Source organism: Intrasporangium sp., from assembly GCF_035688975.1.
GTDB lineage: Bacteria > Actinomycetota > Actinomycetes > Actinomycetales > Dermatophilaceae > CALMNV01.
The window spans coordinates 1-24,118 of sequence record NZ_DASSMH010000117.1 but is presented as its reverse complement, the minus strand read 5'-3'; the positions used below and the strand labels follow the sequence as shown (position 1 = coordinate 24,118).

Here is a 24,118-nt window from a genome sequence, read left to right as displayed (position 1 = left end):
ACTGGTGGCCGGGCGCACCTGGGAGCGGTATGCCGCGGGCGACGGCGGCCAGGTCAGCTACGTCCTGCGCGGATCCGGGGCGACCGGCCTGACCTTCGTGGCGACGGGGAACACTCCCGAGCCGGTGCTGCGCACCTTCGTCGGCGCGCTCGCACCCGTGGCCGCCGCGCGCTGACGCCGCTGGTGCGGCCGCGCGCTGACGCCGCTGGTGCGGCCTCGGGCTGCGCTTGGGGGCTCGGGCTGCGCTTGGGGGCTCGGCCTGCGCGCCTCACCGCAGCCCGGGGCGACCGCCGCAGCCCGGGGCGACCGCCGCAGTCCGTGACGCTGCCCGCAGGCTCAGGACGGCCGGCCCCGGTCTGCCACGGCCCCGGGGCGTCTCGTCGACGACCCGGGGCTCCGCGCCGGACGCAGCGTCAGGATGTGGTGGGGGCCGTGGTGCTCGCCTCGATCTCGGCCTGCGCGCCGTCGAGCCAGGTCGCGCAGTGGGCGGCGAGGGCCTCGCCGCGCCGCCACAGCTGCATCGAGTCCTCGAGCGGCGCCTGACCGGCCTCGAGCTTGGCCACGATGCCGATGAGCTCCTCGCGGGCTGCCTCGTAGCTGAGGTCGGCGATGTCGGGGAAGGCAGGCTCGTCTTCAGGCATGCGGATCAGCCTATGTCGGGCCTAGGTCGTCGCGGAGCCCGACGTGACGGGTCGGACGCCGAAGTCACCGCGGGCGACGCGGACGCGGAGCAGCTCGTCGGCGACCACGTCGTCCCGGTCCATGACGACCCGGCCGTCCCGGTGCTGCACGACGGCATACCCCCGCTCGAGGGTGGACTGGGGAGAGAGCGCGATGACCTGTCGCCGCAGGTGCTCGACCTGGTCGGCAGCGCGATGCAGCCGGGCCTCGATGCTCGTCGACGCGCGGCGGCGAAGGTCGGCCAGCTCCGTCCGGCGCAGGGTCACCTGCGCCACCGGGTCGGCGAGCACCGGCCGGGACCGGAGGGTGCGCAGCCCACGACGCTCGGCCTCGATGCGGCGCAGCAGCGCGCGCCGGCCGCGCTCGCAGGCGGTGGCGACGAGGCGGCCTTCCTCCGCGGCGTCGGGGACGACCCGCCTGCCGGCGTCGGTCGGGGTGGAGGCCCGCCAGTCGGCGACGAGGTCGAGCAGCGGCTGGTCGACGTCGTGACCGATGGCGCTGATCACCGGCGTCACGGCAGCAGCGACCGCCCGGATCATCGCCTCGTTGGAGAACGGCAGCAGCTCCTCGAGCGCCCCGCCGCCGCGGGCGACGACGATGACGTCGACCGCGCGGTCGGCGTCGAGCTCGCGGATCGCGGCGACGACCTCCGACACCGCGCTCGTGCCCTGGACCGCCACCTCCCGGATTTCGAAGCGCACGGCCGGCCAGCGCCGGCGGGCGTTCTCGACGACGTCCTTCTCGGCCGCCGAGCTGCGGCCCGTGACTAGCCCGACGGTGCGGGGCAGGAAGGGGATGGGGCGCTTGCGGTCGGCGTCGAACAGGCCCTCCGCGGCGAGGGTGCGCTTGAGGATCTCGATCCGCGCGAGCAGGTCCCCGATGCCGACCGGCCGGATCTGGCGCGCCTCGAGCTGCAGGGTGCCCCGCTTGGTCCAGAAGGTGGGCTTGGCCTGCAGGACGACGCGCGCTCCCTGTGTCAGCGGCGTCGGCATGGCGTTGACGGCATTCATGGGGACCGAGACCGAGAGCGACATGTCCACGTCGGGGTCACGCAGCGTGAGGAAGGCGGCCGCGCCGCGGGCGCTGAACTGCACGACCTGCCCCTCGACCCACAGCTGCGACATGCGGTCGACGTAGTCCGAGATCTTGAGGCTGAGGACGCGCACCGGCCACGGGCGCTCGGCACTCGTGTCTGCCGCCTTCTCCGGCAGGGGCCCCAGACTGGTCACCCGGGCAACGATAGGACGCCACGTACCATGGAGGCATGACGGCACCGGAGAAGAAGGTCCTGCTCGCCGCGCCACGTGGCTACTGCGCCGGCGTCGACCGCGCGGTGGTCACCGTCGAGAAGGCGCTCGAGCTCTACGGCCCGCCGGTCTACGTCCGCAAGCAGATCGTGCACAACAGGCACGTCGTGACGACGCTCGAGAAGCGGGGCGCGATCTTCGTGGACGAGACCGACGAGGTACCGGAGGGGGCCACGGTCATCTTCTCGGCGCACGGGGTGGCGCCTGTCGTCCACGAGGAGGCGCGGGCCAGGGGACTCAAGACCATCGACGCGACATGCCCGCTCGTGACGAAGGTGCACCGTGAAGCGGTCCGCTTCGCGGGCGACGACTTCGACATCCTCCTCATCGGCCACGAGGGCCACGAGGAGGTGGTCGGCACCGCCGGTGAGGCGCCCGAGAACATCACGCTCGTCGACGGGCCCGACGACGTGGACAACGTCACGGTCCGCGACCCCGAGAAGGTCGTGTGGCTCTCGCAGACGACGCTCTCGGTGGACGAGACGATGGAGACAGTCAAGCGGCTCAAGGAGAAGTTCCCCGCGCTGCAGGCCCCGCCGTCGGACGACATCTGCTACGCCACCCAGAACCGTCAGCTCGCCGTCAAGCAGATGGCCCAGGACGTCGACGTCATGATCGTCGTGGGCTCGCGAAACTCGTCCAACTCGGTTCGGCTGGTCGAGGTGGCCCTCGAGCACGGCGCGCGAGACGGCCACCTCGTCGACTACGCGGGCGAGATCGACGAGGCGTGGCTCCAGGGCGCCTCGACCGTGGGCGTGACCTCCGGGGCCAGCGTGCCCGAGGTCCTGGTGCGCGACGTGCTGGCCTGGTTCGCCGAGCGCGGCTACGACTCGGTGCAGCCGGTCGTGGCGGCGGAGGAGTCCCTGCTCTTCGCGCTGCCGACCGAGCTGCGTCGAGACCTCAAGCGGGTGTCCGGCGTCGACGCCGAGCAGGTCCGGCACGACGCCGCCTTCGCGGACGCGGGCTCCCTGCACTGAGCCCCGCCTGCGTTGCGGAGCCGCTCGCGTTGCGGGGCCGCTCGCGTTGCCGGGCCGCTCGCGCTGCGGGGCCGCGCGCGTTGCGGGACGCCCGCGTTGCGGGACGCCCGCGTTGCGGGACCGCGCGCTCAGGCGCTCGCATCCGCCCCGGGTCGCCTTCGGGCGGCCGAGAGCTCGTCGAGGAACTCGTCGTCGCGCTGTGCCGGCGTGAGCTCGTCGGCGAGCCCGACGGCCAGCTCGTCGGTCAGGCTCTCGGTCAGTTCGACAGCGCTCAATGACCGCGGCGCGACCGCGACTGGCGGCACGTCGGCCGGAGCCTCCCCTGTCAGGTGCAGCTCGTGCATGCGCCGGGCCGTCACGAGCACGCGCGACTCGAGGGTGCCGACGAACCGGTTGTAGTGCTCGACAGCACGCTCGAGGGACTGGCCCATGGTCGTGACGTGCCCACCGAGGGTCCCGAGGCGCGCGTAGAGGTCCCGCCCGAGGGCGAGCAGCTCACGCGCGCTCTGCTCCAGCGCGTCCTGCTGCCAGATCGCGCCGACAGTGCGCAGCACCGCGAAGAGGGTGCCGGGGGAGGCCAGCACGACACTGCGTGACAGCGCGTGCTCGTAGAGCGCGGGGTCGTCGGACAGCGCGGCGGCGAGAATGGCCTCCCCGGGCACGAAGCAGACGACGACCTCGGGCGACCGGGTGAAGGCCGACCAGTACGCCTTGGCCGCCAGGGAGTCGACGTGCCGGCGCAGCGCCGTCGCGTGCGCCGTGAGCAGCTGCGCGCGCTCGACGTCACCGACCGTGTCGCCTTGCGCGGCGAGGAAGTGGGACATGGGCGCCTTGCTGTCGACGACGACGTGCCGTGCGCCGGGCAGGTTGATCACGGCATCCGGCCGCACCGTCGACCCGTGCCGGCTGACCCGCGTGACCTGCTCGTCGAAGTCGCATCGCGGGAGCAGGCCCGAGAGCTCGAGCACCCGGCGCAGCTGCAGCTCGCCCCACGCTCCGCGGACCGTCGAGGCGTTGAGCGCGCTTGCGAGCGTGGCGGTCTCGGTGCGCAGGGCGGAGGCCGACGAGCTGACCTCCGTCAACCGGGCCCCCAGCTCGCCGAACTGCTGCACCCGGTCGCGCTCGAGCACACCGACCTGTCGCTCCACGCGGGCGATGGTCTCGTGCAGCGGGGAGAGCGCCGCCGCGGTCTGGCCGTCCTCGGCGCGGGCGGCCTCGAGGTCCCGGACCCGCAGGCGCAGGACATCCCGCTCAGCCGCCGCGGCGGCCAGGCGGGTCAGCAGGGACGCACGGGTCGCCAGCCAGCCCAGCACGGCGCCGCCCGCCGCGGCGGCGAGCGCGGCCACAGGGAAGAAGCTCGGGTCCATGCGGGTCACGCTGCCAGACGCCGCCGACAGAGCCCGCAGGCGCGCCCGGCTGCTGGCTGAGCGGCATACCGGCTCTGCGACGCCCACTAGACTCTTGTCCCCGTGGCACTCACTATCGGAATCGTCGGGCTTCCCAACGTCGGCAAGTCGACGCTCTTCAACGCGCTGACGAAGAACAACGTGCTCGCCGCGAACTATCCCTTCGCGACCATCGAGCCCAACGTGGGCGTCGTGCCGCTGCCCGACCCGCGCCTGGTGAAGCTGGCGGAGATCTTCGGTTCGGAGAAGATCCTCCCGGCGACCGTGTCCTTCGTCGACATCGCCGGCATCGTGCGCGGGGCATCCGAAGGGGAGGGGCTCGGCAACAAGTTCCTTGCCCACATCCGCGAGGCCGACGCGATCTGCCAGGTCGTGCGCGCCTTCGAGGACGGTGACGTCGTGCACGTCGACGGCACGGTCAGCCCGGCCAGCGACATCGAGACGATCCACACCGAGCTCATCCTCGCGGACCTGCAGACCCTCGAGCGGGCCGTGCCGCGCCTCGAGAAGGAGGCCCGGGTGGCCAAGGACCGCAGGCCCGCGCTCGACAACGCCCTGGCCGCCCAGAAGGTGCTGGAAGCCGGGGAGACGCTGTATGCCGCCGGGCAGGCCGGGGGCGTCGATCTTGCCGAGGCCAAGGGCCTGGGCCTGCTCACCACCAAGCCGTTCATCTACGTCTTCAACCTGGACGAGGAGCAGCTGGCCGACGCCGCGCTCCAGGCGTCGCTGCGCGAGCTCGCCGCTCCCGCCGACGCGGTCTTCCTCAACGCCAAGCTGGAGATGGACCTCATGGACATGGAGCCGGGCGAGGCCCTCGAGCTGCTCCAGAGCTTCGGCGCCGACGAGTCCGGCCTGGACCAGCTGGCGCGGACGGGGTTCCACACGCTCGGGCTGCAGACCTACCTCACGGCGGGGCCCAAGGAGTCCCGCGCCTGGACGATCGGCAAGGGGTGGACCGCGCCGATGGCGGCCGGGGTCATCCACACCGACTTCCAGCGGGGGTTCATCAAGGCCGAGGTCGTGTCCTTCGACGACCTCGTCGCGGCGGGGTCGATGGTCGCGGCCAAGGCAGCCGGCAAGGTGCGGATCGAGGGCAAGGACTACGTGATGCAGGACGGCGACGTCGTGGAGTTCCGCTTCAACGTCTGAAACGGCGCGTTTCTGCAGGTCAGATGGGGTGTAACCCCTCCCAGTCCGCCAGAGTCCGCAAGAATTTCAGCAGGACTGGTTCGATCGGGGTGTTTCGGAGGGCCAATCTCAGGGACTACCGGTTGGCACGTCCTGTGCGCTCGCGGGTGGCGGAGCGCGCCTCGTCCACACGCCGTGCAGCGGGGCGGATCGCAGTCGTAGCTAGACCAACTGCTGGACGCGAACAGCTCGACGCATGCCTTTACGGTCATCTGGCCGCAGGAGATGACTACCTCAGGACGGTAAGCATATCGGTACTCGTAGTAGTACTCGACCTGCCGCCAGATCGTTCCGTTTGTCAGTTTGACGATCGTGTCGCCGTCCCAGCCTGACCATTCGGCGTCGACGTAGATCTTCATCGGATGCGCCTCAAACACTTGGCCGATCGCTCGAACGTCCCTGTGCGTCAGGATCGGGAGACGCGGCACCTTGCCTGGTCGAAAGATCGTCACATCGAGCGTCGTCCCACCTGGTGTTAGCCACTAACATTGACGACATGACGGTCACGAGTACGAGTAGGACGGCACGCACCCGTGCGCTGCTGCAGGCTGCGGCGCTCAGGCTGTTCTCCGAGCAGGGGTACGACGAGACGACCGTTGAGCAGATCGCGCGGGTGGCCGGCGTGAGTCACATGACGTTCTTCCGACACTTCCCGACGAAGGATGCTGTCGTGCTCGATGATGGCTTCGATCCGGCCATCGCGGCTGCCGTGGCCGCCGCACCGACCACCCTCCCGCCCCTGGCGCGCGTCTGCGCGGGACTCCGCGCCGCGCTCACGCACGTGGACCTGCCAGGCCAGGAGGAGGTCCGGCTCCGGGTCAGGATCGCCGCGGAGCATCCGGCGCTTCGCGCTGGGACGTATGCCGCGACGGAGGCCACGCAAGAGGCGATCGCTGAGGTCTTGGTCGCGGATGGTGTCAGTCCGTTCGAGGCCCGCGTCGTCTCGGCTGCTGCGCTGGCCGCGCTCACCGTCGCCCTGCTCGAGTGGTGCTGTGGCGAGCAAGACGACCCGATGTCGAGCCGGCTCAGCGCAGCTCTCGACGCGCTCGACGGGAGGACGGGTCGATGAATGCGCTGCAGATCCGCCGTCTGGCGCACCGCTACGACAACACCGCCGTGCTGCACGACGTCGACCTCAGCGTCGCTCCCGGCGAGGTGCACGCGCTGGTCGGTTTCAACGGGGCCGGGAAGTCGACCCTGATGCGCGCCGCTCTGGGGATGATCCGGCCCCAGGGCGGTGTCGTCCGCATCCACGGCGTCCAGGTCGCGCACCTGGACAGCGCTGGGTGGGGCCGTGTAGGACACCTGATCGACACGCCGTTCGTCTACCCCGAGCTGACGGTCCGGGAGAACCTCTGGGCGGCGGCGCGGCTGCACGGCGTGCCCGCCTCCGCAGCCAGCGCCCGCGCCGACCGCACGCTGGCCGACCTCGAACTCGGGGGGTGGGCGGACCGGCGTGCCTCGGCGCTCTCCCAAGGCAACCGGCAGCGCGTTGGCCTGGGCAGCGCGCTCGTACACGAGCCGCGGCTGCTCATCCTGGACGAACCCACCAACGCCCTCGACCCGGCCGGGGTCGTGCTGCTGCGCGAGCAGCTGCTGGCACGCGCCGCCGCCGGGGTCGCTGCGCTGGTCTCCAGCCACCACCTGGACGAGGTGGCCCGGATCGCCGACCGCGTGAGCGTCATCCATGCCGGCACCATCGTGGGCGAGCTGGACCCGCACGGCGTCGACCTGGAGCGGGCGTTCTTCGCGATGGTGCACGCCGCCGACGACGCGGCCCGGCGCCTGGATACGCTCCGATGAGCGCCGCGTACGCCGTCGAGGCGCTCAAGCTGCGCCGGTCCCGCGTGGTCGGAGTGGCGACCGTCGCCCTGCTCCTGGTGCCGGCACTGCTCGCGCGGGGATTCCTGATCGCTGCTGAACGCGGCGGCCCCGACTCGATGAGGGCCAAGGCCTCCCTGCTGCTGCCAGGCCTCGGCTGGGCCGGCTACCTCGGCGGCCTGATCCAGATCTATGCCACCGCCGGGGTGGTCGGCTCCGGCATCGTGGTCGGTTGGTGCTTCGGACGGGAGTACGCCGACCGCACGGTTGTCTCGCTCTACGCCTCCGCGACCCGCCGCACCTCCGTCGCATGGGCCAAGCTGGTGCTCCTCGCGGCGTGGTCCGTCGCGGTGGGCATCGGCGTTGCCGCTGCCGCCGCGCTCATCGGGATCTCCACCGGCCTCGGGCTTCCCGACGCGGCCGACGCGCGCGTCCTCGGGCGGCTCGCGGCACTGGCGGTCCTGTCCGGACTCCTCGCGCTTCCCGTCGCGCTGCCTGCCAGCATCGGGCGCGGCTATCTGCCTGCCGTCGGTGGCCTGATGACGCTCGTCGTCGCGGCTCAAGTCGCCATGGTGGCCGGAGCGGGCACCTGGTGGCCCTGGTCGGTGGCCGCCGTGTGGGCCATGGGCACCGACGCGGGGATGGAACCGATAGCTCCGGCATGGCTGACAATGGTGCCGTTGGTCGCGGCGCTGGGAGCGTGGGCGACGGTGGAGTGGTGGCGGCGCGCCGAGGTGGTCTGACGTCGCAAAGGGCCACACGGTGCCGCTCTTCTCTGTTGGCACCGCAAGCGCCCGACCAAGAACGTCCAGGCGCGTCTCGACCACATCGAGACCAGCGGCGACCCGATCTTTTGGGGTGAGCCGAGCGGTGCATTGACTGTCGATATAGTGGAGGATAACCTCAGTTATATGAGAACTGGGGCGCCGCTCCTCGCTCCGATCTTCAGGTCAGAAGGTCAGGCACGTCTGCTCTCGACGTTGTTGCTCACCGGCGACGAGCTGAGCGTCACCGATCTGGCCAAGCGGGCCGGCCTGGCCTACCCGACCGTGCACCGCGAGGTCGCGCGCCTGGTGGACGCCGGCATCCTGAGCGAGCGACAGGTGGGCCGCACGAGGCTGATCCGGGCCAACGGCGAGAGCCCGATGGTGGGCCCCTTGCGCGAGATCCTCACGGTCGCGACGGGCCCGGTGGTGATGCTGGCCGAGGAGCTTGGCCGCATCGACGGGATCGAGTCGGCGTTCCTCTACGGCTCCTTCGCCGCGCGGACGCTCGGGGATGCCGGTCCTGCGCCGCACGACATCGACGTCATGGTGCTCGGTGAGCCCGACGTGGACGCGGTCTACGAGGCGTGCACCCGAGTCGAGGCCGCGGTGCACCGTCCCGTGAACCCAACGATCCTCACGCCTGAGGAGTTCGCGGCACCCTCCGGGTTCCTGGACAACGTGCGCGGCGGCCCGGCGGCCGCGGTGATCGGGGAGCTGCCGTGGCGCTGACCCCGCTCACCCGCGTCCAGCAGGCGACGGTCCTCGCGCTGGTCGAGGCGGGACGTCTCGATGCCGTGCCCGCAGACGTCGCGCGTGCGACCTCGTTCCTGCGCCAGGCGCAGGAGCGCCTGGACCAACTGACGCTGCTCACCAGTGTCGTCGTCAGGTACGGCATCGCCTACGACGCCTGCCACGACACGGGCGAGGCGCTGCTGGCGGCGTACGGCTTCCGGACGACCAACGGGCCCGGCCAGCACGAGGCGCTCGGCCGCTACCTTCGCGCGGTCTTCGACAAGCCGCCTGCGGACAGGCCGGCGCGAGAGTTCGACCGCCTCCGACGCGCCCGCAACCAGGACCGCTACGAGGCCAAGCCGGTGGGGGCCGCGGCGACCGAGAAGGCCGAGCAGGTCGCCCGGACGCTGTTCGACGCCGCCGTCGCCCGAGGGATCTCCCTGTAACCGCCGGGTTGCCGGCGTAACCTGAGGTCATGGTGAGCCGCGCCAGCGAGGCCCAGACTGCTGCGATCGAGGCCCGCGCTCGGAAGTCTCGACGGCACCGATGAGGCTGCTGTGTCGCTCATGACCGGCCTCAGCGGCGACGAGCTCGACGACCTCGGCGGTATGCCGAACTGACATGCTCCAGAGTCGGGGATCGGCCTACCCTGACGTCATGTCGCTGAGCGAATCGGAGTTCTACGAGGCCGGGATGTCCCTGCCTCCTGACGTACGAAAACACGTCGCTCTCCGGTTGCTCGCATCGGTCGAGCCGCACGAGGCGTTCGACCTCGCCTCGGAGGCCTGGTTGCGCACCGAAGCCGCCGCCGCTTACGACGCTCTGAAGGCCGACCCATCCAGGGCGATCCCGGCTGAGAACCTCCGCGCCGGCTTCGAGGCCAAGTGGGCCGCCCGTCCATGACGGGCAGGATCAACTGCATCCCCGAGGCACGACAGCAGTCGAGCGGTCCGCAAATAGTCTGCAAGAAGTCCGGCCGAGACCGATTCTCGCCAACGACGTCCAACTGTCTCACCAGCGCATTTCCGCAGTCAGACCGCGTTTTCCGGCCTCAACCAACGGTGACCGTCAACACCCGGAACCCCCGGTTTTCGTTCCGCTTCAACGTGTAGAACCACTTGAGCAGAGCGGGTATGCACGTATCGTGCCCGTCGCCCTGAGTTCCGTTTCCGTTGCGGGCAGATGACGCATCCGCCGCGCGGCTCTCTGGCTACACCGATGTCGAGAGAGCAGAGCGAAGGTCGGCGGCGCCCTCGCCGGTGAGTTGTTCGAGAGCGGCGCTGCGGCCCGTGAGCAGAAGCAGGAGCGCGCCGACCGGCCCGGCGACCTCGGGTCCTTGACCGCGGGTCCAGTCGGTGTCGGTGGCCGTGAGTCGGTAGCCGTCGAGGGGGAGTCGACGAAAGACCTTGGCCAACCAGGTGCCGCGGGTGTCCCATCGGCGGGTGGCGGCGATAGCGCTCGCGGTCGGTCGCATCGTGAGGTGGAGGCCGAGCGGAATGGCGACGTCCTGGCTGTGGACGAGGATGTCGGTCAGGGTCTCCAGCGGCGTCACGAAGGCGTTGTGTCGCCGCGAACCGGTCATGGCCCTGATCCGGGAGATGATCTCCTGGCTGGGCAGCGCTTGCGCCTGCAGCACGGCGGAGTCGTGAATCGTGGCGTTCAGGGTCCTGCTGCGAAGTATCCGGGGGTTGCGGGCGATGAAGGCAGCGGCGTCACGCACGCGTTGCTGCTGCATGGTCAGGTGGGCAGCGACGTGCCGAACCGTCCAGCCCTGGCACAGCGAGGGGTGGTCCCACTGCTCCGCGGTGAGCTGCTCGAGCAGGTCGGCGGTGCGCGTTCGCTGGTCGTCGATCGCGCCCCAAACGGCATCCGCGTCAGCCTGGGTCATCGTCGTCATGTCGTCCTCCTTCTGGTGATGACCGGTGGGCGCACCCGGGTGCGCGGGTAAACTAGTCCTACGATCGAACTATTATAGTTCGACCATGGGACTATGTGTAGGGGCCAGATGTCGCGGGATCTGCCGACCAGCCTGCTGATGTTCATTGCCTCACGCGCTGCGGCGGACCGGATCTTCCGTGCCGTGCAGGACGCCGGCTTCGCGGACGTCACCATCGCGCAGAGCCGGCTCATGATGGGCATCGACACCGAGGGCACTCGTCTGAGCGTCCTGGCCGAGCGTGCCCAGATCGCCAAGCAGACGGCCACAGCCCTGGTCGACAAGCTGGAGCGAGCCGGCTACGTCGAGCGTGTGCCAGACCCCTCCGACGGGCGGGCGCGACTGGTGCGAATGACTCCCCGCGCCCAGGCAGCCCTACCGATAGCGCGCGCCGAGGAGGAGCGCATCGAGGCCGAGTGGCGCGCTCATCTCGGCGCCGTGCGCATGGACCAGCTCCGACGGGCACTGACCGCGCTACGCGACATCACCGACCCCTACCGGTAGCCCGCCCGGCCCCGGGCCGACCACCGCTCGGTCGTGAGCGCGTGGCTGGCTGTTCGCCCGGCTCGCGTCGGGGACGTGGCCCTGCGTGGGCAGCTTCCCCTACCGCCCTTCCGGGTGCCACGGCCCCCGACGGAGGCAGTCGCTCAGCGCTGGTAGCGAGGACCGGGCTGGACCGGCGCCACCGAGGGGGCAGCCGCGCCGTCGCGCACGTCCGCCCGATGCCTCGGCCACGCGTGGTCCTCGTCCTCGACGACGCGGACCGCGTCGACGCCGGCCTGGAAGAAGAGCTGGTTGTCGACCTCGGCGATGCGCAGCCGGACCGTCCGGTCCTCGAAGCGGGAAAGGTCCTGGCGCAGCACCCGTGGCGGGATGCTGGCCGGGTCGCCGACTCTGGTGCGGAAGATGGTGGCGAGGATGTCGCCCGGGGCCATGCTGCGGATGGGGGCCTGGGGCCGCATGAGGTCCACCCGGAGCTGCTGGTTCGGCAGGACCTGCGGGCTCAGTGATCGCGGGGTGAAGAAGGCCCCGTTGCCGTTGGTGTACCAGAGGATGAGCGACAGCCCCGTGTCGTCCTCGTCGACCTTGATGTCCTGATACAGGACGTGCGAGCCGGGGCCGAGCTGGTCGACGACGGCCTGCCACGTGCCACGCGGCGGGCCGGGGACGGGAAAACCGGCAACCGGCGACGTGGTCCCCGAGGCCGCCGACCATCCGTCACCCGGGATGCCGAGCTCATCGGTCCGCCAACCAGTCAGGGTCCCGGTCTCGAAGCCGCCGTTGGCGACTGCGCGGCGCTCCTCGTGCGCGGACGCGCTCGACATCCCTGTGCCGATGACGGCGAGGGCGACGATGCCGAGCACCATGGTGCGCCCTCGGTGTTGCGGTGCTCTCGGAAACATCGGATCGGCCTCCCCCGCACGTGTCGAGTGCCCGACTGGCCCTCTCCGTGGGCCGCTCGCGGCCTCGTACGCCCACCACGGTACGCCCCGCACGCGGCTCGGACGCGAACCGGAGCGGACCGAACCGCACGCGCACCGGCACGCCGTGACGGGACGCAGGCACAGGGCGTCCTCATGGTGACGCTCGGCTGTGACGCCGACCAGGCGTTCGAGGCGCTGGCCAAGCTCAGCAGCCAGCAGAACTGCAAGCTGCGGGACGTGGGCCGCTTCGTCCGAGGCCCCGCCGGGCTCGCGTTCACGGGCAGCCTTCTGGCAGCCTTCACCGCATACAGCGCGTCGGTGGTGGAGGTGGTGCACAGCATGGCCGGGTCGCGGGTTTCCTTTTACTTGCCGCGGCGCATCGATCCCGGCGTCGCCACTGTGATCGCCGCGATCCTGGCGCTGGTCGGCACCGTGATCACTGTGGCGCTGATGCGGCCCACAAGCCCTGATGCCGGTCCCGGCACTGTCGTCACCACGTCGACCGCCGTCACCACGTCGACCACCGTCACTTCCGGGCCCGCCACGCCTACGCCTTCGCCCACCGTCCAAGTGGTCAGCACGTCGCCCCAGCAGCAGAAGGACATCGTCCAGAAGGCCGCCAAGTCCGTCCTGGAGGCGGCCAACCGCCTGCCCCTGCTCGTCGACGGGGGCTTCGACGCGCGCAACGCGCCGTTGTGGCCCGTCGGCAGCCAGACCTTCGCCGGAGGCATCACGTGCACCCAGGCGATCAAGAACGGCCGGTGGGAGCTGAGCCTCACCTCCAGGGACGGCGGCGCCTACTGCTACTCGGGCGTCTCGCACACCGCCAGTGACCTGGCGGTGACAGTGGGCACCTCGCTCTCCTCGGCCGCCAACGCTGACGTCTCGCTCTACTTCCGCGCCTCTCCCGACCTCAGGAACTACTACCAGGTGGGGTTCAACCCGCTCACGCAACAGTTCTGGGAGGTGGTGGTGGTCGACGGCAAGCAGTCCACCCTGATCGCGCCGACGTTCGCCCCGGAGCTGCGCAAGAACGGTCCAAATGTGCTCAGCGTCGTGGTCGTCGGCTCCTCACAGACGCTCTACGCCAACGACAAGGTCGTGGCACTCGTGTCGGGAGAGAGCCGGATAACCGCGCCGGGGAAGACGGCGATCCAGCTGCAGCTCCATGAGGCCAACCGGAGCGCGACGCTCGAGGTGAACCGTTTCGAGCTGCACGGACAGAGCGGGGTGCCGGTGCCGGCGCGGTCCTGAGGCGGCTGCCTGCTCCCAGGGGTGTGACGGAACTGACCACTCGAGGTGCGCGTCGCTAGATGGCGTGCCGCTTCTGCAGGCGGTTGAGGGCGACCCAGCCGAAGGGGATCGGCAGCCAGAAGGTGGCGAGGCGGTAGAGCAGCACCGAGGACACGGCGGTGCCGCCGTCGAGCCCGATGGCGATGAGGCCGGCGGACATCGCGGCCTCGATTCCGCCCAGTCCGCCGGGGGTCGGCACCGCCGACCCGATGATGGCGCCGGCGAAGTAGACGACCGCCACCGCGGCCACCGGTGCCTGGGCACCGAACGCGCGGGTCGCGCACACGAGCGCGGCGACGAAGGACAGGTCGAGCAGCAGGGCACCGCCGAGGAGCTGGCCCAGCTTGCGCGGGTGCTGCAGCACCGAGAGCACCTGCGGCAGGACCCGGCGCACCTGCGGCAGGACGCGTGCGGTGACGAGGTGGCGGACCCTCGGGACGGCGAGCAGGGCGAGCACCACGACGATGACGATGGGCACGGCCGCGACGAGCTCGGGCGGGGGGGTGAACGATGCCTGTGGACCCGTCCCGGCCAGCACCCCGGAGGTGACGAGCAGGGCGAAGTACGAGCAGAACTGGGCGATCTGCGCCAGACCCACGCTGGCGGCGGCGACGGCCGGCCGCACCCCGGCCTTCTGCAGGTAGCGGGTGTTGAGCGCGAGGTTGCCGATGGCGGCCGGTGCGACGAGGCCGCTGAAGGCCACGGCCAGCTGGGTCATGTAGGTGCGGGCGAAGGTCAGCCTGGCGTTGACGGAGCCGCGGAGCGCGATGGATGCACCGGCGAAGGTGAGCACCGCGCAGCCGGCTGTGGCGAGGGCCCACCCCCACTTGGCGGACTCGACGACGCGCACGAGGTCGACCTTCGCGAGCTGGGTCAGCAGCAGGTATGCCGCGATGCCGCCGCCGACGACGGTGACGACGCCCCGCGGGCTCAGGCGGCGCAGCTCGACGGGTTCGACCTTGTCGGGACTCGGCCGCAGGAGCAGGATGCGTTCGCGCAAGGCACCCAGCAGCGCCTTGTCTGCCTCGAGCGCCTCCCGGGTGGAGCGGGTCAGGGCGAGCGGCTGCAGGAGCGGCAGCGCCCGCACGACGGCCTCCTCACCCACCTCGGCGACCGCCGTGGTGACGGCACGGTCTGCCCCGACGGCGAGGGCGACCGTGGTGAGCAGCTGGGCGGTGTCGATGCGCAGGGTGAGGTCGTTGGCGGCGATGTCGCCGGCTCCCGTGCGGCGCAGCCCGGCTCGGCCGTCGGCGGTGATCATGACGACGTCCGGCGCGAGGCCGCGGTGTGCGATGCTGCGTCGGCGGAGGGTGCCGAGCAGGCGCCAGATCTCGGCGAGCTGGGCGTCGTCGAGGTCCCTGCCGAGCTGTGCGACGGTCGTGCCGGTGGGCTTGACGTAGGCGATGACGGCCGAGAACGGCCCCACCTCGGACACGGCGACCGGCGTGGGCGCCGGGATCGCGGCCTGCGCGAGCGCCAGGCCCATCAGGGTGCGGTGCTCGAGGTCGGCGCGCAGGCTGAGCGCCGGCGGTCGGGTGCTGGCCCCACGCAGCCGGGCCAGGCGAACCAGCCGGCGAGCAGACGCCGACCACAACGCGTCGCTGTCCATGACCCGCACGTCGACCACCCCGGTGGGCGTGTGCCCGACGTAGAACCGCGTGCCTCCGTCGGGCCCCACGAGCTCGAGACGCGTGAGCGGTATGCCGCGGGCGACGAGGACGTCGGCGATCTGGGCTCCCGCCGGCCGGGTCGACGTGGCACCGAAGGCGTAGCGGAAGACCAGCCCGACGGCCCACCCGAGCAGCAGCGAGCAGAAGATCGACAGCGCCGTGCTGGCACCGGACAGGAACACCGTCACGACGAAGGAACCGATGACCACGGTCGCGAGCGCCGAGATGCCCCTGCGCCCACTGATGTCCGCGACGGTGAGCAGCGCGACGATGGAGACGAGGACCGCGTCGAGCGGCTCGGTGTAGCCGGCGCTGAGCGGCCTCGTGAGCGCGCCGAGGACCCCTCCGAGGTGCCCGCCCAGGATGAGGGCGCTCAGCGCGATGACGACGAGGGCGCCGACTCCCGCCGCGAGCAGAGCCTGGACGAGCTGCCAGTAGCGGCCCCGGAGCACGAGGACGACGCCGACGGCGAGCGGCAGGACGACGACGCCGACTCCACCCAGCCAGCTGAAGAGCTGAAGGAGCACCCGGGGCAGCCCGCCGGTCACGAGGGCGAGGTCACGCTCGAGGGCACCCGTCGTGCCCACCGCCAGGTCCGCCACGGCGATCACGATGACGAGGAGGGCCACGACGAGCAGCAGCCGCAACGCATCGGTGGGCCGGCGAACCCGGCCCGGGACGGGCGGCTCGACGACCTCGACGGGCGTGGGGTTCGTGGGCACCGGCCCATTGTTCCGCAGGCTCGCGGCCTGGACGTCGAGCCCGGTGACGAACCGGCGGGAGTGTCGCGCGCGTCGCCGCCGCCTCACCGGCGACGGAAACGCCGAGCCGTACGCTCGCCAGTGTGACCGAGCACGAGCACCCCCGCACCACCCGACGTCCCATTTCGACGCAGCCAGCACCGCAGTGGGTCGCCATCACCCCGAGCAGCGTCCGCCGCGCCGTACTCATCGTCATCACCGCGCTCGTGCTGCTGCGGGTGGCGGACTGGGCCTTCACCGCGACCGGGTCCTTCCTCTTCCTGCTGCTGCTCGCGTGGCTGCTGTCCATCGCCATGGAGCCCGTCGTGCTGTGGCTCAACACGCGCGGACTGCGACGCGGGCTCGCGACGGGCCTCACCATGCTCACGATGGTCGTGGTCCTCGGCGCGCTGGCCGAGCTCTTCGGAGCGGTGTTCGTCGCGCAGCTGTCGGCGCTGGGCGAGCAGCTGCCGGCGGCCGGCACGGCCGCGCTGGCCTGGGTCAACGCGCGGCTGGGCACGACCTTCGACATCGCGCAGATCCAGCAGGCCCTCGCCCTCACGCCCGACCGGATCGGCGAGCTGGCCGGCAAGTACGGCGGGGGCATCCTCGGAATCTTCGGGTCCCTGCTCACCTTCGTCTTCGACTCGCTGACCATCCTCGTCTTCGCGTTCTACCTGTCCGCAGACAGCCCGCGGCTACGCCAACGCATCGGCTCGTGGCTGCCGCCGCGCTACCAGCGGGTGTTCAACACGGTCTGGACGACGTCGGTGGAGAAGACCGGCGGCTACGTGATCTCCAAGCTCGTCCTCGCCGCGCTCTCGTCGGTCTTCCACGTCGCGTTCTTCTGGCTGGTCGACGTGCCGTTCTGGCTCCCGCTCGGGGTCTTCGCCGGCATCGTCGGGCAGTTCATCCCCACCATCGGCACCTACATCGGCGTGGCGCTGCCGGCGCTCTTCACGCTCCTCGGCCAGCCGAGCACGGCCCTGTGGATCGTGCTCTTCGCCACCGTGTACCAACAGGTCGAGAACTACGTCTTCACCCCGAGGGTGAGCCAGCGGACGATGGACGTCCACCCGGCCGTCGCCCTCGGCTCCGTCATCGTCGGCGCCGCGCTGTTCGGCCCGATCGGCGCGCTCATCGGCATCCCGATGGCGGCGGTGGCCCTGTCCATCCTCGACACCTTCAGCAGGCGGCACGAGCTGGTGCCGGAGCTGGCATCGCTCGACACGGGGCCCGACGACGATGACGAGGGCGAGTCCAGCGAGGAGGAGACGCAGGCGGGACCACGCCTGCCGCCGGTCGCGCCCGGCGGCAGGTCGTGAAGGACCGGGGAGGGCGGGTGGCCGCCCTCCCCGGGGTGGCCGCGGTCAGCTCGCGGTGCCGCGGTCAGCTCGCGGTGCCGGTGGACGACCCTCCCTCCGTGCTGCCCGAGCTCGGGGCCGGTCCACCGTGGCGCGCACCGCCCCCGGCGCCGCCCTGCTGGACGGCGGTCACGGCATACGAGGCGTCGACCTGGACGATGATGTGGGTCCCATCGGCTCGCACCATGTGCGCCTCGTAGACGCCGTCGGAGTCGGTCTCCACTCGCTCGATCGTGGCCCCCGGCTCCTTGGCCTTGGCCGCGGCCGTCACCTTGGCGGCGGTGTCGCCGGTGAGCAGCTTCTCGTCCGAGCGCATCGGCTTGCTGGGGTCGGTGTTGCCGTTCTGGACGCCGTTGGCGTCGCCGGCCGGCCCGTACGCTCCCTGCGTCGCGGCCGGGGCGGTCCCCGACGACTGGTCGGCGTTGGCCAGGGCCGCGCCGCCGAGCGCGAGGCCGGCGGCTGCCAGGATCGCCGCGCCCGATGTGATGATGGTCCTCTGATTCATGTGTCGATCAGCTCCTTGGGGGATCTGGCGGGGTTGCCAGTGGTCCCACTGTCGAAGCCCGGGCTGTGCACAGGCTCTGCGGAGCGTCGCGCGAGCCTGTGGGTCGCTCCCAGGAGACCCAGAACGGTGAGCCCCGGGTCCTTGCCGACGAGCTGGCTCGGGTGCGACAGGTGCGGCCGCTCGTCGCCCAGCCAGCTGGGCGGCATACGGCCAGGCCATCGGGGGCGGCTCAGGGCACGGGCGGCTCGTCGGAGGCGCGCTCGGGCGGCGACGCCTGCGCGAGGGCGTCCCAGTCGGCGTGGAGGAGCTCGACGAGGCCGTCCGCGACGAGCACGGCTCCGGCGCGTTCCAGCTCGTCCACGCCGAAACCGCCGGTGCGGATCGCGACGCACGGCGCGCCGAGGCGCGCAGCCGACGCGATGTCGAAGGTGGAGTCACCGAGGACGACCGCGCTGTGGCCACCCGCCTTGTCGAGCGCCACCTGGAGGATGTCCGGTGCCGGCTTTGAGGTCTCCGCGTCCTCCGACGTCGTGACCGCCGCGACGAGGTCCGCGATGCCGAGCATCTCCAGCGCCTTGTCCGTATGCTGCGGCTTCCCGGACGACGCGAGGGCGACGAGGAACCCGCGCTCGGTGAGCGACCGGACGAGGTCGGCCGCCCCGGGCAGCGGCGACACCTCGCCGATGAGGCGGTCGTACTCCGCCACCCAGCCGTCGCGCAGGGCGTCGCCGAGCCGCTCCTCCACCTCGTCACCGGCGAGCGCGCCGACCAGCCGGTCGCCGCCCATCCCGATGGCGCGATGCACTCGCCACATCGGCAGGTCGATGCCCTGCGACCGGAACGCGCGATGCCAGGCCAGGGCGTGGTGGTACGTCGAGTCGACCAGGGTGCCGTCGACGTCGAGCAGGACGGTGTCGTGTCGGGGCGGGGCGTCGGCTGTGGTCATGCGGGCCGTGTACCCACTTCGGAGGCGCGCGTCACGGCACGCGTGCGGGCGGCCCGACCCCGGGCACAGGTCATCGCCCGGGAGCGGCTGCGGTCGTAGCATGAAAGGTCCGGTGCAACGGGGCGCCGGACGCTCCGGGAGGGGATGAAGGGATGAAGCAGACGACACTAGAGCGACGGAACGTGCTGCGCACCGCGGGGGCGGCGGGCGTCGCGGCCGTTGCTGGGCTTGCCGCAAGCCAGCCCGCGATGGCGGACGACGACGACCACGGGGGCCTCGTCGGCAGCTGGCTGGTCACCCACGTGGAGGACACGCCCGGGCCCGACGGCCGGGGCCAGGCCGTGGTCGTCCTGGGAGCAGGCGGCACCCTGGTCAGCGTGGAGGTCAACCCACCCACCGGGGTGGGCGCAGGGACGTGGAGGCGGACGGGGGAGGACGGGGCGTTCCGGGCGCTCTTCCTCGTCGGGGTGCCGCCCATGAACGGTCAGCCGGGCGTCGTCGTCGAGATCCGGCCACGCGGGCGGCTCCGGGGCAACCGGATCATGGGCACCTTCACGATCAAGGTGACCGACGCCGCGACGGGCGCCGTGCTGGACCGGCACACCGGCACGTTCGAGGGCACCCGCCTGATGGCCTGACCGCCGCACGGCCGGACCGGGGGCCGCGCACGTGGGCGCTCCCGGTCCGTCCGCTCGATCAGCCGGTCGACTTCGCGGCAGGGGAGTCGGGCGTCGCCGCGGGGGTGGGGACCTCGATGTTCTCGGGGAAGTGGCACGCCACCCGGTGACCCGGCTGCAGCTCGACGAGCTGGGGGGTCACGGTGCGGCACACCTCCTGGGCCTTCCAGCACCGGGTGTGGAACCGGCAGGCGGGCGGTGGGTCGATCGGGCTGGGCACGTCGCCCTGCAGGCGGATCCGCTCTCGCCGGCTGCGCCGTCTGGTGTCCGGGATGGGCACGGCCGACAGGAGCGCGGTCGTGTAGGGGTGCATCGGGCGGGCGTAGAGCGAGTCGCGGTCGGTCAGCTCGACGAGGTTGCCGAGGTACATGACCGCGACCCGGTCGGACATGTGCCGTACGACGGACAGGTCGTGCGCGATGACGATGTAGGTCAGCCCGAACTCCTCCTGAAGGTCCTCGAGGAGGTTGATCACCTGCGCCTGGATCGAGACGTCGAGGGCCGACACCGGCTCGTCCGCGACGATGAGCTTGGGGTTGAGCGCAAGTGCGCGGGCGATGCCGATGCGCTGGCGCTGGCCTCCGGAGAACTCGTGCGGGTAGCGGTTGTAGTGCTCGGGGTTGAGGCCGACGAGCTCGAGCAGGTCCTGGACGGTGCGCTTGATGCCCTTCTCGGTCGTGACGCCCTGCAGGTGGAACGGCGCGCCGACGATCGTCCCGACGGTGTGCCGTGGGTTGAGCGACGAGTACGGGTCCTGGAAGATCATCTGCACGTCGCGCCGCAGCGGCCGCATCCGGCCCATCGACAGGTGCGTGATGTCGCGGCCTTCGAAGACGATCGTGCCGTCGGTCGGCTCGAGCAGGCGGGTGAGCATCCGCCCCGTCGTCGTCTTGCCGCACCCCGACTCCCCGACGAGGGAGAGGGTCTCGCCGGGGGCGAGGTCGAACGTGACGCCGTCGACGGCCTGGACCGCGCCGACCTGGCGCTGGAGCAGCCCGCGGCGGATGGGGAAGTGCTTCGTCAGGCCGGTCACCGACAGCAGCGCGTCGCCGGAGGCGCTCGCCCGGCTCGCCCCGCTCGCCCCGATGTCCGTGCTCACAGCGTGTCCCGCACGTCGTGGTCCCAGATGTCGCGCCGCTGCTCCGCGGTGAGGTGGCAGGCGATGTGGTGCGCCGGCAGCACCTCGCGGAAGGGCGGCCGCACGGTCTGGCTGAGGCCTTCCGTGAGGTGGGCGTAGGCGCACCGGGGGTGGAAGGGACAGCCGGGTGGCACGTTGATGAGGCTCGGAGGGGTCCCGCGGATGGGCCGGAGGCGCTCGATCCGGTCCCGGTCCATGCGGGGCATCGAGGCGAGCAGACCCCAGGTGTAGGGCTGCTGGGGGCGCTCGAAGATCTGCTCCGCCGCGCTGTACTCGACGGCGCGACCGGCATACATGACCAGGATGTCGTCGGCGATCTCGGCGACGACGCCGAGGTCGTGCGTGATGAGGATGACCGCTGAGTTGAACTCGCCCTGCAGGTCGCGGATGAGGTCGAGGATCTGCGCCTGGACCGTCACGTCGAGCGCCGTCGTCGGCTCGTCGGCTATGAGCAGCTCGGGGTCGCACGAGAGGGCCATCGCGATCATGGCGCGTTGCCGCATGCCGCCCGAGAACTGGTGGGGGTAGTCGTCGACCCGCGAGCGGGGCTGCGGGATGCCGACCCGGTCGAGCATGTCGATGGCGTGCTTGCGGGCCACCGCCCGGCTGACGTTGTGGTGCACCTGGTAGGCCTCGATGATCTGGTGGCCCACCGTGTAGAAGGGGTGCATCGCCGACAGCGGGTCCTGGAAGATCATCGCCATCCGCTTGCCGCGCAGGCCGCGGACCGTGTCGGGGTCCGCTCCGACGAGCTCCTGCCCGTCGAGCAGGATGGAGCCGGTCATCCGGACCGTGCCCGGCTTGTGCAGCCCCATGATCGACATGCTCGTCACGCTCTTGCCGGAGCCGGACTCGCCGACGATGCCGAGCGTGCGTCCGCGGGCGACGTCGAAGGACAGGCCGTCGACGGACTTGACGAGCCCGTCGTCGGTGGGGAAGTGGACCCGCAGGTCGCGCACGGACAGGAACGCGTCGGCCGGCGGCCTGCCGAGGCCGCCGATGCCCTCGACGGGCGACAGCGACCCGAACCTCGAGGGGTCGGCGGCCCGGGTGGTGGTCTGGGCCTCGGTCATGCGGCACGCACCCTCGGGTCGACAACGGCATACAGCAGGTCCACGACAAGGTTGGCCACGATGATGAAGGCGGCGCCGAGCAGCGTCACGCCGAGGACCTTGGGCAGGTCGTTGTTGGTCACGGCCTGGACGGCGTACTGGCCGATGCCGGGCAGCGAGAACGTCGTCTCGGTGAGGATCGCGCCACCCAGCAGGAGGCCGAGGTCGAGGCCGAAGATGGTGAGGATCGGGGTGAGGGCGGCGCGCAGGCCGTGCTTGACCACGACCTCGCGCTCGCGCAGTCCCTTGGCCCGGGCGGTGCGGATGTAGTCCTCGTTCATCGTCTCGAGCATCCCGGCTCGCGTGAGCCGGGCGTATGCCGCCGCGTAGAGGAAGGCGAGCGTGATCCACGGGAGGAGCAGGCGGTAGGCCCAGTCCCACGGGCTGCTCGCCGCCATCGGGTTGGCGCCGCCGGGCGCGGTCCAGCCGAGGCCGTAGCTGAAGATGGACAGGCTGAGCAGGCCGGTGAAGAAGATCGGCAGGGAGACGCCGGCGAGGGCGACGCCCATCGCGCTGCGGTCGAGGACGCTGCCGCGCCGCAGCGCCGACAGCACGCCGGTGGCGACGCCGCCGAGGAGCCAGAGGAAGGCCGCGCCGGACGCCAGCGAGAGGGTGACGGGGAGCCGGTCGAGCAGGTCCGGCAGGACGGGGTTCTGCGTGAGGAACGAGTAGCCGAGGCACGGTGCGGGGCAGTGCTCCACGCCGGCGCCGTAGTCGTAGTCCGCGCCGGCGACGATGCCCTTGGCGAAGCGGCCGTACTGGACCCAGATCGGGTCGGTGAAGCCCAGCCGGACGGCCGTCTGGTGGATCTGCTCGGCACCGGCGCTCTTGCCCACGTAGCGCGAGGCGAGGTCGTCCACGCTCGCCCCGCCGATGCGCGGGACGAGGAAGAAGATGACGAAGACGACCGCGGTCACGATGAAGAGCAGGACGACGGCGCCGATGACGCGCCGGATCATGTACGTCAGCACAGTGCTCGGCCGAAGGGGGCGGCAGCCGACCTCGATCGGTGGGTTGCCGCCGCCTTCACGCCTTCACCTTCCTTCGCTGAAGGGGCTGGGTGTCGGTCTGGGTCTCCGCGGGCCTACTTGTTCGTCGTGCCCAACGCCGTGTAGTCGTACATGTTGTAGCCGTCCGTGACGAAGACGTTGGTCAGGGTGTCGGGGCGGAAGAGCAGCGCCTTGGGCCACACCCCCGGGAGGACCTCGGCGTTGTCCATGACCACCTTGTCGACGTTGCCCCAGATGGCCTCGCGCTTGCCGATGTCGTTCTCGGCGAGTGCCTGGTCGACGAGCTTGTCCACCTCGGGCAGCTTGATGCCGAGGTTGGTGTTGCCGGCCGGGCGGATGACGCGGCTGTCGACGATCTGGCTCAGGAAGCCGAAGCCGTCCGGCCAGTCGGCGCCCCAGCTCATGACGAGCAGGCCGAGGCCGTTGGCCTTGGCGAAGTCGGGCTTGCCGGCATACAGCTTGAAGTAGTCGCCCGCCGGGTAGCCCTTGAGGGTCAGCTTGATCCCGACCTTGGCGAGCGACTGCTGGAGCGACTCGACGACCGCCCGCTCCTTCGGCCGCTCCGACCGGAACGAGATGTTCGTCTCGAAGCCGTCGGGCTTGCCGCACTTGGCCAGCGCGGCCTTGGCTCCCTCGGGGTCACCCTGCGGCTTGGACTTGGCGCCGTAGAGGTCGATGTCGACGTGGCCCGGCACGCCGGGCGGCATGAGGCTCGTCGCGATGTCGCCACCGGTGGCGCCGCCGTAGGCCCGCTGGTAGCCGGTCTTGTCGTAGGCGAGCAGGACGGCCTTGCGGCAGTCGAGGTTGTCGAGGGGCGCGACGTCCGTGTTGATCTGCGCGTAGTTGGTCCGGGCCGTGGAGGGGTTGTCCGACTTGGCCCTGAGCTGGGGGTTGGCGAGGATCTTGCCCTGGGCCGCGGCCTGGACGCCGGTGCCGGCGAGGTCGACGTCGAGGTCGCCCGACTGGAGCCGGTTGTCGAGGTCCGCGGCGTTGACCCCGATCTCGACGGTGATCTTGTCGGGCAGGGCCTTGCGTCCGGAGTCGGGGTCGGTCTTGGGGTCGTAGTTGGGGTTGCGGTCGAGCTCGAGCCGCTTGCCGGGCTGGTAGGTGGTGAACTTGTACGGCCCACTGGAGATGACGTGCTCCTTGTACTTCGCGCCAGTGTCCTTGGCCTGCGGCACCGGCGCGGTCGAGGAGAGCTGGGCGAAGTAGTCGAAGCCACCGAACGGCTTGCTGAGGTGGAAGACGATGGTCTTGTCGTCCGGCGTCTCGATGGACGTGACGCCTGCCAGGCTCTTGTCCTTGTAAACCGAGTAGCCCTTGGGCACCCCGGCGAGGAAGTCCTTGAAGTACGTCGGGCCGTTGGGGAAGGTGTCCTTGTCCAGCGAGCGCGCCACGGCGTACTTGATGTCCTTGGTCGTGAT

Annotated in this window: 24 protein-coding genes; 12 read left to right on the top strand and 12 right to left on the bottom strand. The window is 71.1% G+C overall.

Translation table 11 applies throughout. From position 1 onward, the window contains the following. Positions 1-413: 413 nt before the first annotated feature. Together VFJ94_RS12725 and xseA are read right to left on the bottom strand one after the other, a co-directional pair. Complete coding sequence (locus VFJ94_RS12725) at positions 414-641, bottom strand: exodeoxyribonuclease VII small subunit (protein WP_325004588.1); 228 nt, start codon at positions 639-641, stop codon at positions 414-416. A 21-nt stretch (positions 642-662) separates the two neighbouring features. Further along, positions 663-1,901 carry an exodeoxyribonuclease VII large subunit gene (gene xseA, locus VFJ94_RS12720; RefSeq protein WP_325004589.1) on the bottom strand — a complete coding sequence of 413 codons (1,239 nt, stop codon included), beginning with the start codon at positions 1,899-1,901 and terminating at the stop codon, positions 663-665. Positions 1,902-1,945: 44 nt separating this feature from the next. Between xseA and VFJ94_RS12715 the strand changes: the two genes are divergently transcribed. Continuing rightward, positions 1,946-2,965, top strand: a complete 1,020-nt coding sequence (locus tag VFJ94_RS12715; protein ID WP_325004587.1) for a 4-hydroxy-3-methylbut-2-enyl diphosphate reductase — start codon at positions 1,946-1,948, stop codon at positions 2,963-2,965. 128 nt (positions 2,966-3,093) lie between these two features. On the opposite strand, the gene VFJ94_RS12710 is transcribed toward VFJ94_RS12715, so the two are convergent. After that, positions 3,094-4,332 carry a DNA recombination protein RmuC gene (locus VFJ94_RS12710; protein WP_325004586.1) on the bottom strand — a complete coding sequence of 413 codons (1,239 nt, stop codon included), beginning with the start codon at positions 4,330-4,332 and terminating at the stop codon, positions 3,094-3,096. A 102-nt stretch (positions 4,333-4,434) separates the two neighbouring features. Between VFJ94_RS12710 and ychF the strand changes: the two genes are divergently transcribed. The 7 genes from ychF (at position 4,435) to VFJ94_RS12675 (ending at position 9,782) form a co-directional block, all read left to right on the top strand. Beyond that, on the top strand, positions 4,435-5,520 hold the full coding sequence (gene ychF, locus VFJ94_RS12705) for a redox-regulated ATPase YchF (protein ID WP_325004585.1): 1,086 nt from the start codon (positions 4,435-4,437) through the stop codon (positions 5,518-5,520). Positions 5,521-6,055: 535 nt separating this feature from the next. Further along, on the top strand, positions 6,056-6,628 hold the full coding sequence (locus tag VFJ94_RS12700; RefSeq protein WP_325004584.1) for a helix-turn-helix domain-containing protein: 573 nt from the start codon (positions 6,056-6,058) through the stop codon (positions 6,626-6,628). Continuing rightward, positions 6,625-7,362: an ABC transporter ATP-binding protein gene (locus tag VFJ94_RS12695; protein WP_325004583.1), complete on the top strand. Its 738-nt coding sequence runs from the start codon at positions 6,625-6,627 to the stop codon at positions 7,360-7,362. The genes VFJ94_RS12700 and VFJ94_RS12695 overlap by 4 nt, the downstream gene beginning before the upstream one ends. Beyond that, a complete protein-coding gene (locus VFJ94_RS12690; RefSeq protein ID WP_325004582.1) occupies positions 7,359-8,123 on the top strand; it encodes an ABC transporter permease in 765 nt (254 codons plus the stop codon). The genes VFJ94_RS12695 and VFJ94_RS12690 overlap by 4 nt, the downstream gene beginning before the upstream one ends. Positions 8,124-8,291: 168 nt before the next feature. Beyond that, positions 8,292-8,876 carry an ArsR family transcriptional regulator gene (locus tag VFJ94_RS12685; RefSeq protein ID WP_325004581.1) on the top strand — a complete coding sequence of 195 codons (585 nt, stop codon included), beginning with the start codon at positions 8,292-8,294 and terminating at the stop codon, positions 8,874-8,876. Further along, entirely contained in the window at positions 8,867-9,325 is a 459-nt protein-coding gene (locus VFJ94_RS12680; protein ID WP_325004580.1) for a hypothetical protein, read from the top strand. Before VFJ94_RS12685 ends, VFJ94_RS12680 begins: the two co-directional genes overlap by 10 nt. Positions 9,326-9,536: 211 nt before the next feature. After that, positions 9,537-9,782, top strand: coding sequence for an addiction module protein (locus tag VFJ94_RS12675; RefSeq protein ID WP_325004579.1), 246 nt, complete (start codon positions 9,537-9,539; stop codon positions 9,780-9,782). 307 nt (positions 9,783-10,089) lie between these two features. On the opposite strand, the gene VFJ94_RS12670 is transcribed toward VFJ94_RS12675, so the two are convergent. Continuing rightward, a complete protein-coding gene (locus tag VFJ94_RS12670; protein WP_325004578.1) occupies positions 10,090-10,776 on the bottom strand; it encodes a maleylpyruvate isomerase family mycothiol-dependent enzyme in 687 nt (228 codons plus the stop codon). A 138-nt stretch (positions 10,777-10,914) separates the two neighbouring features. Here VFJ94_RS12670 and VFJ94_RS12665 point away from each other — a divergent pair, with 138 nt between their 5' ends. Next, entirely contained in the window at positions 10,915-11,319 is a 405-nt protein-coding gene (locus VFJ94_RS12665; RefSeq protein ID WP_325004577.1) for a MarR family winged helix-turn-helix transcriptional regulator, read from the top strand. Positions 11,320-11,462: 143 nt separating this feature from the next. On the opposite strand, the gene VFJ94_RS12660 is transcribed toward VFJ94_RS12665, so the two are convergent. Next, entirely contained in the window at positions 11,463-12,182 is a 720-nt protein-coding gene (locus tag VFJ94_RS12660; protein WP_325004576.1) for a hypothetical protein, read from the bottom strand. Between VFJ94_RS12660 and VFJ94_RS12655 the strand changes: the two genes are divergently transcribed. Further along, on the top strand, positions 12,120-13,493 hold the full coding sequence (locus tag VFJ94_RS12655; RefSeq protein ID WP_325004575.1) for an ANTAR domain-containing protein: 1,374 nt from the start codon (positions 12,120-12,122) through the stop codon (positions 13,491-13,493). The two genes, VFJ94_RS12660 and VFJ94_RS12655, sit on opposite strands and share 63 nt — an antisense overlap. Before the next feature lie 55 nt (positions 13,494-13,548). Here VFJ94_RS12655 and VFJ94_RS12650 read toward each other — a convergent pair whose 3' ends face one another. Then, positions 13,549-15,924, bottom strand: coding sequence for a lysylphosphatidylglycerol synthase transmembrane domain-containing protein (locus VFJ94_RS12650; RefSeq protein WP_325004574.1), 2,376 nt, complete (start codon positions 15,922-15,924; stop codon positions 13,549-13,551). A gap of 122 nt (positions 15,925-16,046) precedes the next feature. Here VFJ94_RS12650 and VFJ94_RS12645 point away from each other — a divergent pair, with 122 nt between their 5' ends. Next, positions 16,047-17,267, top strand: coding sequence for an AI-2E family transporter (locus VFJ94_RS12645; RefSeq protein WP_325004573.1), 1,221 nt, complete (start codon positions 16,047-16,049; stop codon positions 17,265-17,267). A gap of 64 nt (positions 17,268-17,331) precedes the next feature. On the opposite strand, the gene VFJ94_RS12640 is transcribed toward VFJ94_RS12645, so the two are convergent. After that, the gene (locus VFJ94_RS12640) at positions 17,332-17,811 is read right to left on the bottom strand and encodes a hypothetical protein (RefSeq protein WP_325004572.1); all 480 of its coding nucleotides are present in this window, start codon (positions 17,809-17,811) and stop codon (positions 17,332-17,334) included. Between the two features lie 229 nt (positions 17,812-18,040). Further along, positions 18,041-18,757 (bottom strand): HAD family hydrolase, encoded by a 717-nt coding sequence (locus VFJ94_RS12635; protein WP_325004571.1) that lies wholly within the window; start codon positions 18,755-18,757, stop codon positions 18,041-18,043. Between the two features lie 152 nt (positions 18,758-18,909). Here VFJ94_RS12635 and VFJ94_RS12630 point away from each other — a divergent pair, with 152 nt between their 5' ends. After that, on the top strand, positions 18,910-19,395 hold the full coding sequence (locus VFJ94_RS12630) for a twin-arginine translocation signal domain-containing protein (protein WP_325004570.1): 486 nt from the start codon (positions 18,910-18,912) through the stop codon (positions 19,393-19,395). 58 nt (positions 19,396-19,453) lie between these two features. On the opposite strand, the gene VFJ94_RS12625 is transcribed toward VFJ94_RS12630, so the two are convergent. The 4 genes from VFJ94_RS12625 to VFJ94_RS12610 form a co-directional block, all read right to left on the bottom strand. Further along, positions 19,454-20,533 carry a dipeptide ABC transporter ATP-binding protein gene (locus VFJ94_RS12625; RefSeq protein ID WP_325004569.1) on the bottom strand — a complete coding sequence of 360 codons (1,080 nt, stop codon included), beginning with the start codon at positions 20,531-20,533 and terminating at the stop codon, positions 19,454-19,456. Then, on the bottom strand, positions 20,530-21,645 hold the full coding sequence (locus VFJ94_RS12620; protein WP_325004568.1) for an ABC transporter ATP-binding protein: 1,116 nt from the start codon (positions 21,643-21,645) through the stop codon (positions 20,530-20,532). Before VFJ94_RS12620 ends, VFJ94_RS12625 begins: the two co-directional genes overlap by 4 nt. Further along, positions 21,642-22,643, bottom strand: coding sequence for an ABC transporter permease (locus VFJ94_RS12615; RefSeq protein ID WP_325004567.1), 1,002 nt, complete (start codon positions 22,641-22,643; stop codon positions 21,642-21,644). The genes VFJ94_RS12620 and VFJ94_RS12615 overlap by 4 nt, the downstream gene beginning before the upstream one ends. A 125-nt stretch (positions 22,644-22,768) precedes the next feature. Continuing rightward, on the bottom strand, positions 22,769-24,118 hold a 1,350-nt coding region (locus VFJ94_RS12610), incomplete at its 5' end, for an ABC transporter substrate-binding protein (protein WP_325004566.1).

Excerpts from the sequence above, each read along its gene's own strand:
- VFJ94_RS12710 (WP_325004586.1), bottom strand. The coding sequence starts at position 4,332 with ATGGACCCGAGCTTCTTCCCTGTGGCCGCGCTCGCCGCCGCGGCGGGC.
- VFJ94_RS12615 (WP_325004567.1), bottom strand. The coding sequence starts at position 22,643 with ATGATCCGGCGCGTCATCGGCGCCGTCGTCCTGCTCTTCATCGTGACC.
- VFJ94_RS12640 (WP_325004572.1), bottom strand. The coding sequence starts at position 17,811 with ATGAATCAGAGGACCATCATCACATCGGGCGCGGCGATCCTGGCAGCC.
- VFJ94_RS12635 (WP_325004571.1), bottom strand. The coding sequence starts at position 18,757 with ATGACCACAGCCGACGCCCCGCCCCGACACGACACCGTCCTGCTCGAC.
- VFJ94_RS12660 (WP_325004576.1), bottom strand. The coding sequence starts at position 12,182 with ATGGTGCTCGGCATCGTCGCCCTCGCCGTCATCGGCACAGGGATGTCG.
- VFJ94_RS12685 (WP_325004581.1), top strand. The coding sequence starts at position 8,292 with ATGAGAACTGGGGCGCCGCTCCTCGCTCCGATCTTCAGGTCAGAAGGT.
- VFJ94_RS12690 (WP_325004582.1), top strand. The coding sequence starts at position 7,359 with ATGAGCGCCGCGTACGCCGTCGAGGCGCTCAAGCTGCGCCGGTCCCGC.
- VFJ94_RS12675 (WP_325004579.1), top strand. The coding sequence starts at position 9,537 with ATGTCGCTGAGCGAATCGGAGTTCTACGAGGCCGGGATGTCCCTGCCT.
- VFJ94_RS12700 (WP_325004584.1), top strand. The coding sequence starts at position 6,056 with ATGACGGTCACGAGTACGAGTAGGACGGCACGCACCCGTGCGCTGCTG.
- VFJ94_RS12715 (WP_325004587.1), top strand. The coding sequence starts at position 1,946 with ATGACGGCACCGGAGAAGAAGGTCCTGCTCGCCGCGCCACGTGGCTAC.
- VFJ94_RS12725 (WP_325004588.1), bottom strand. The coding sequence starts at position 641 with ATGCCTGAAGACGAGCCTGCCTTCCCCGACATCGCCGACCTCAGCTAC.
- VFJ94_RS12630 (WP_325004570.1), top strand. The coding sequence starts at position 18,910 with ATGAAGCAGACGACACTAGAGCGACGGAACGTGCTGCGCACCGCGGGG.
- VFJ94_RS12665 (WP_325004577.1), top strand. The coding sequence starts at position 10,915 with ATGTTCATTGCCTCACGCGCTGCGGCGGACCGGATCTTCCGTGCCGTG.
- VFJ94_RS12670 (WP_325004578.1), bottom strand. The coding sequence starts at position 10,776 with ATGACGACGATGACCCAGGCTGACGCGGATGCCGTTTGGGGCGCGATC.
- VFJ94_RS12620 (WP_325004568.1), bottom strand. The coding sequence starts at position 21,645 with ATGACCGAGGCCCAGACCACCACCCGGGCCGCCGACCCCTCGAGGTTC.
- VFJ94_RS12695 (WP_325004583.1), top strand. The coding sequence starts at position 6,625 with ATGAATGCGCTGCAGATCCGCCGTCTGGCGCACCGCTACGACAACACC.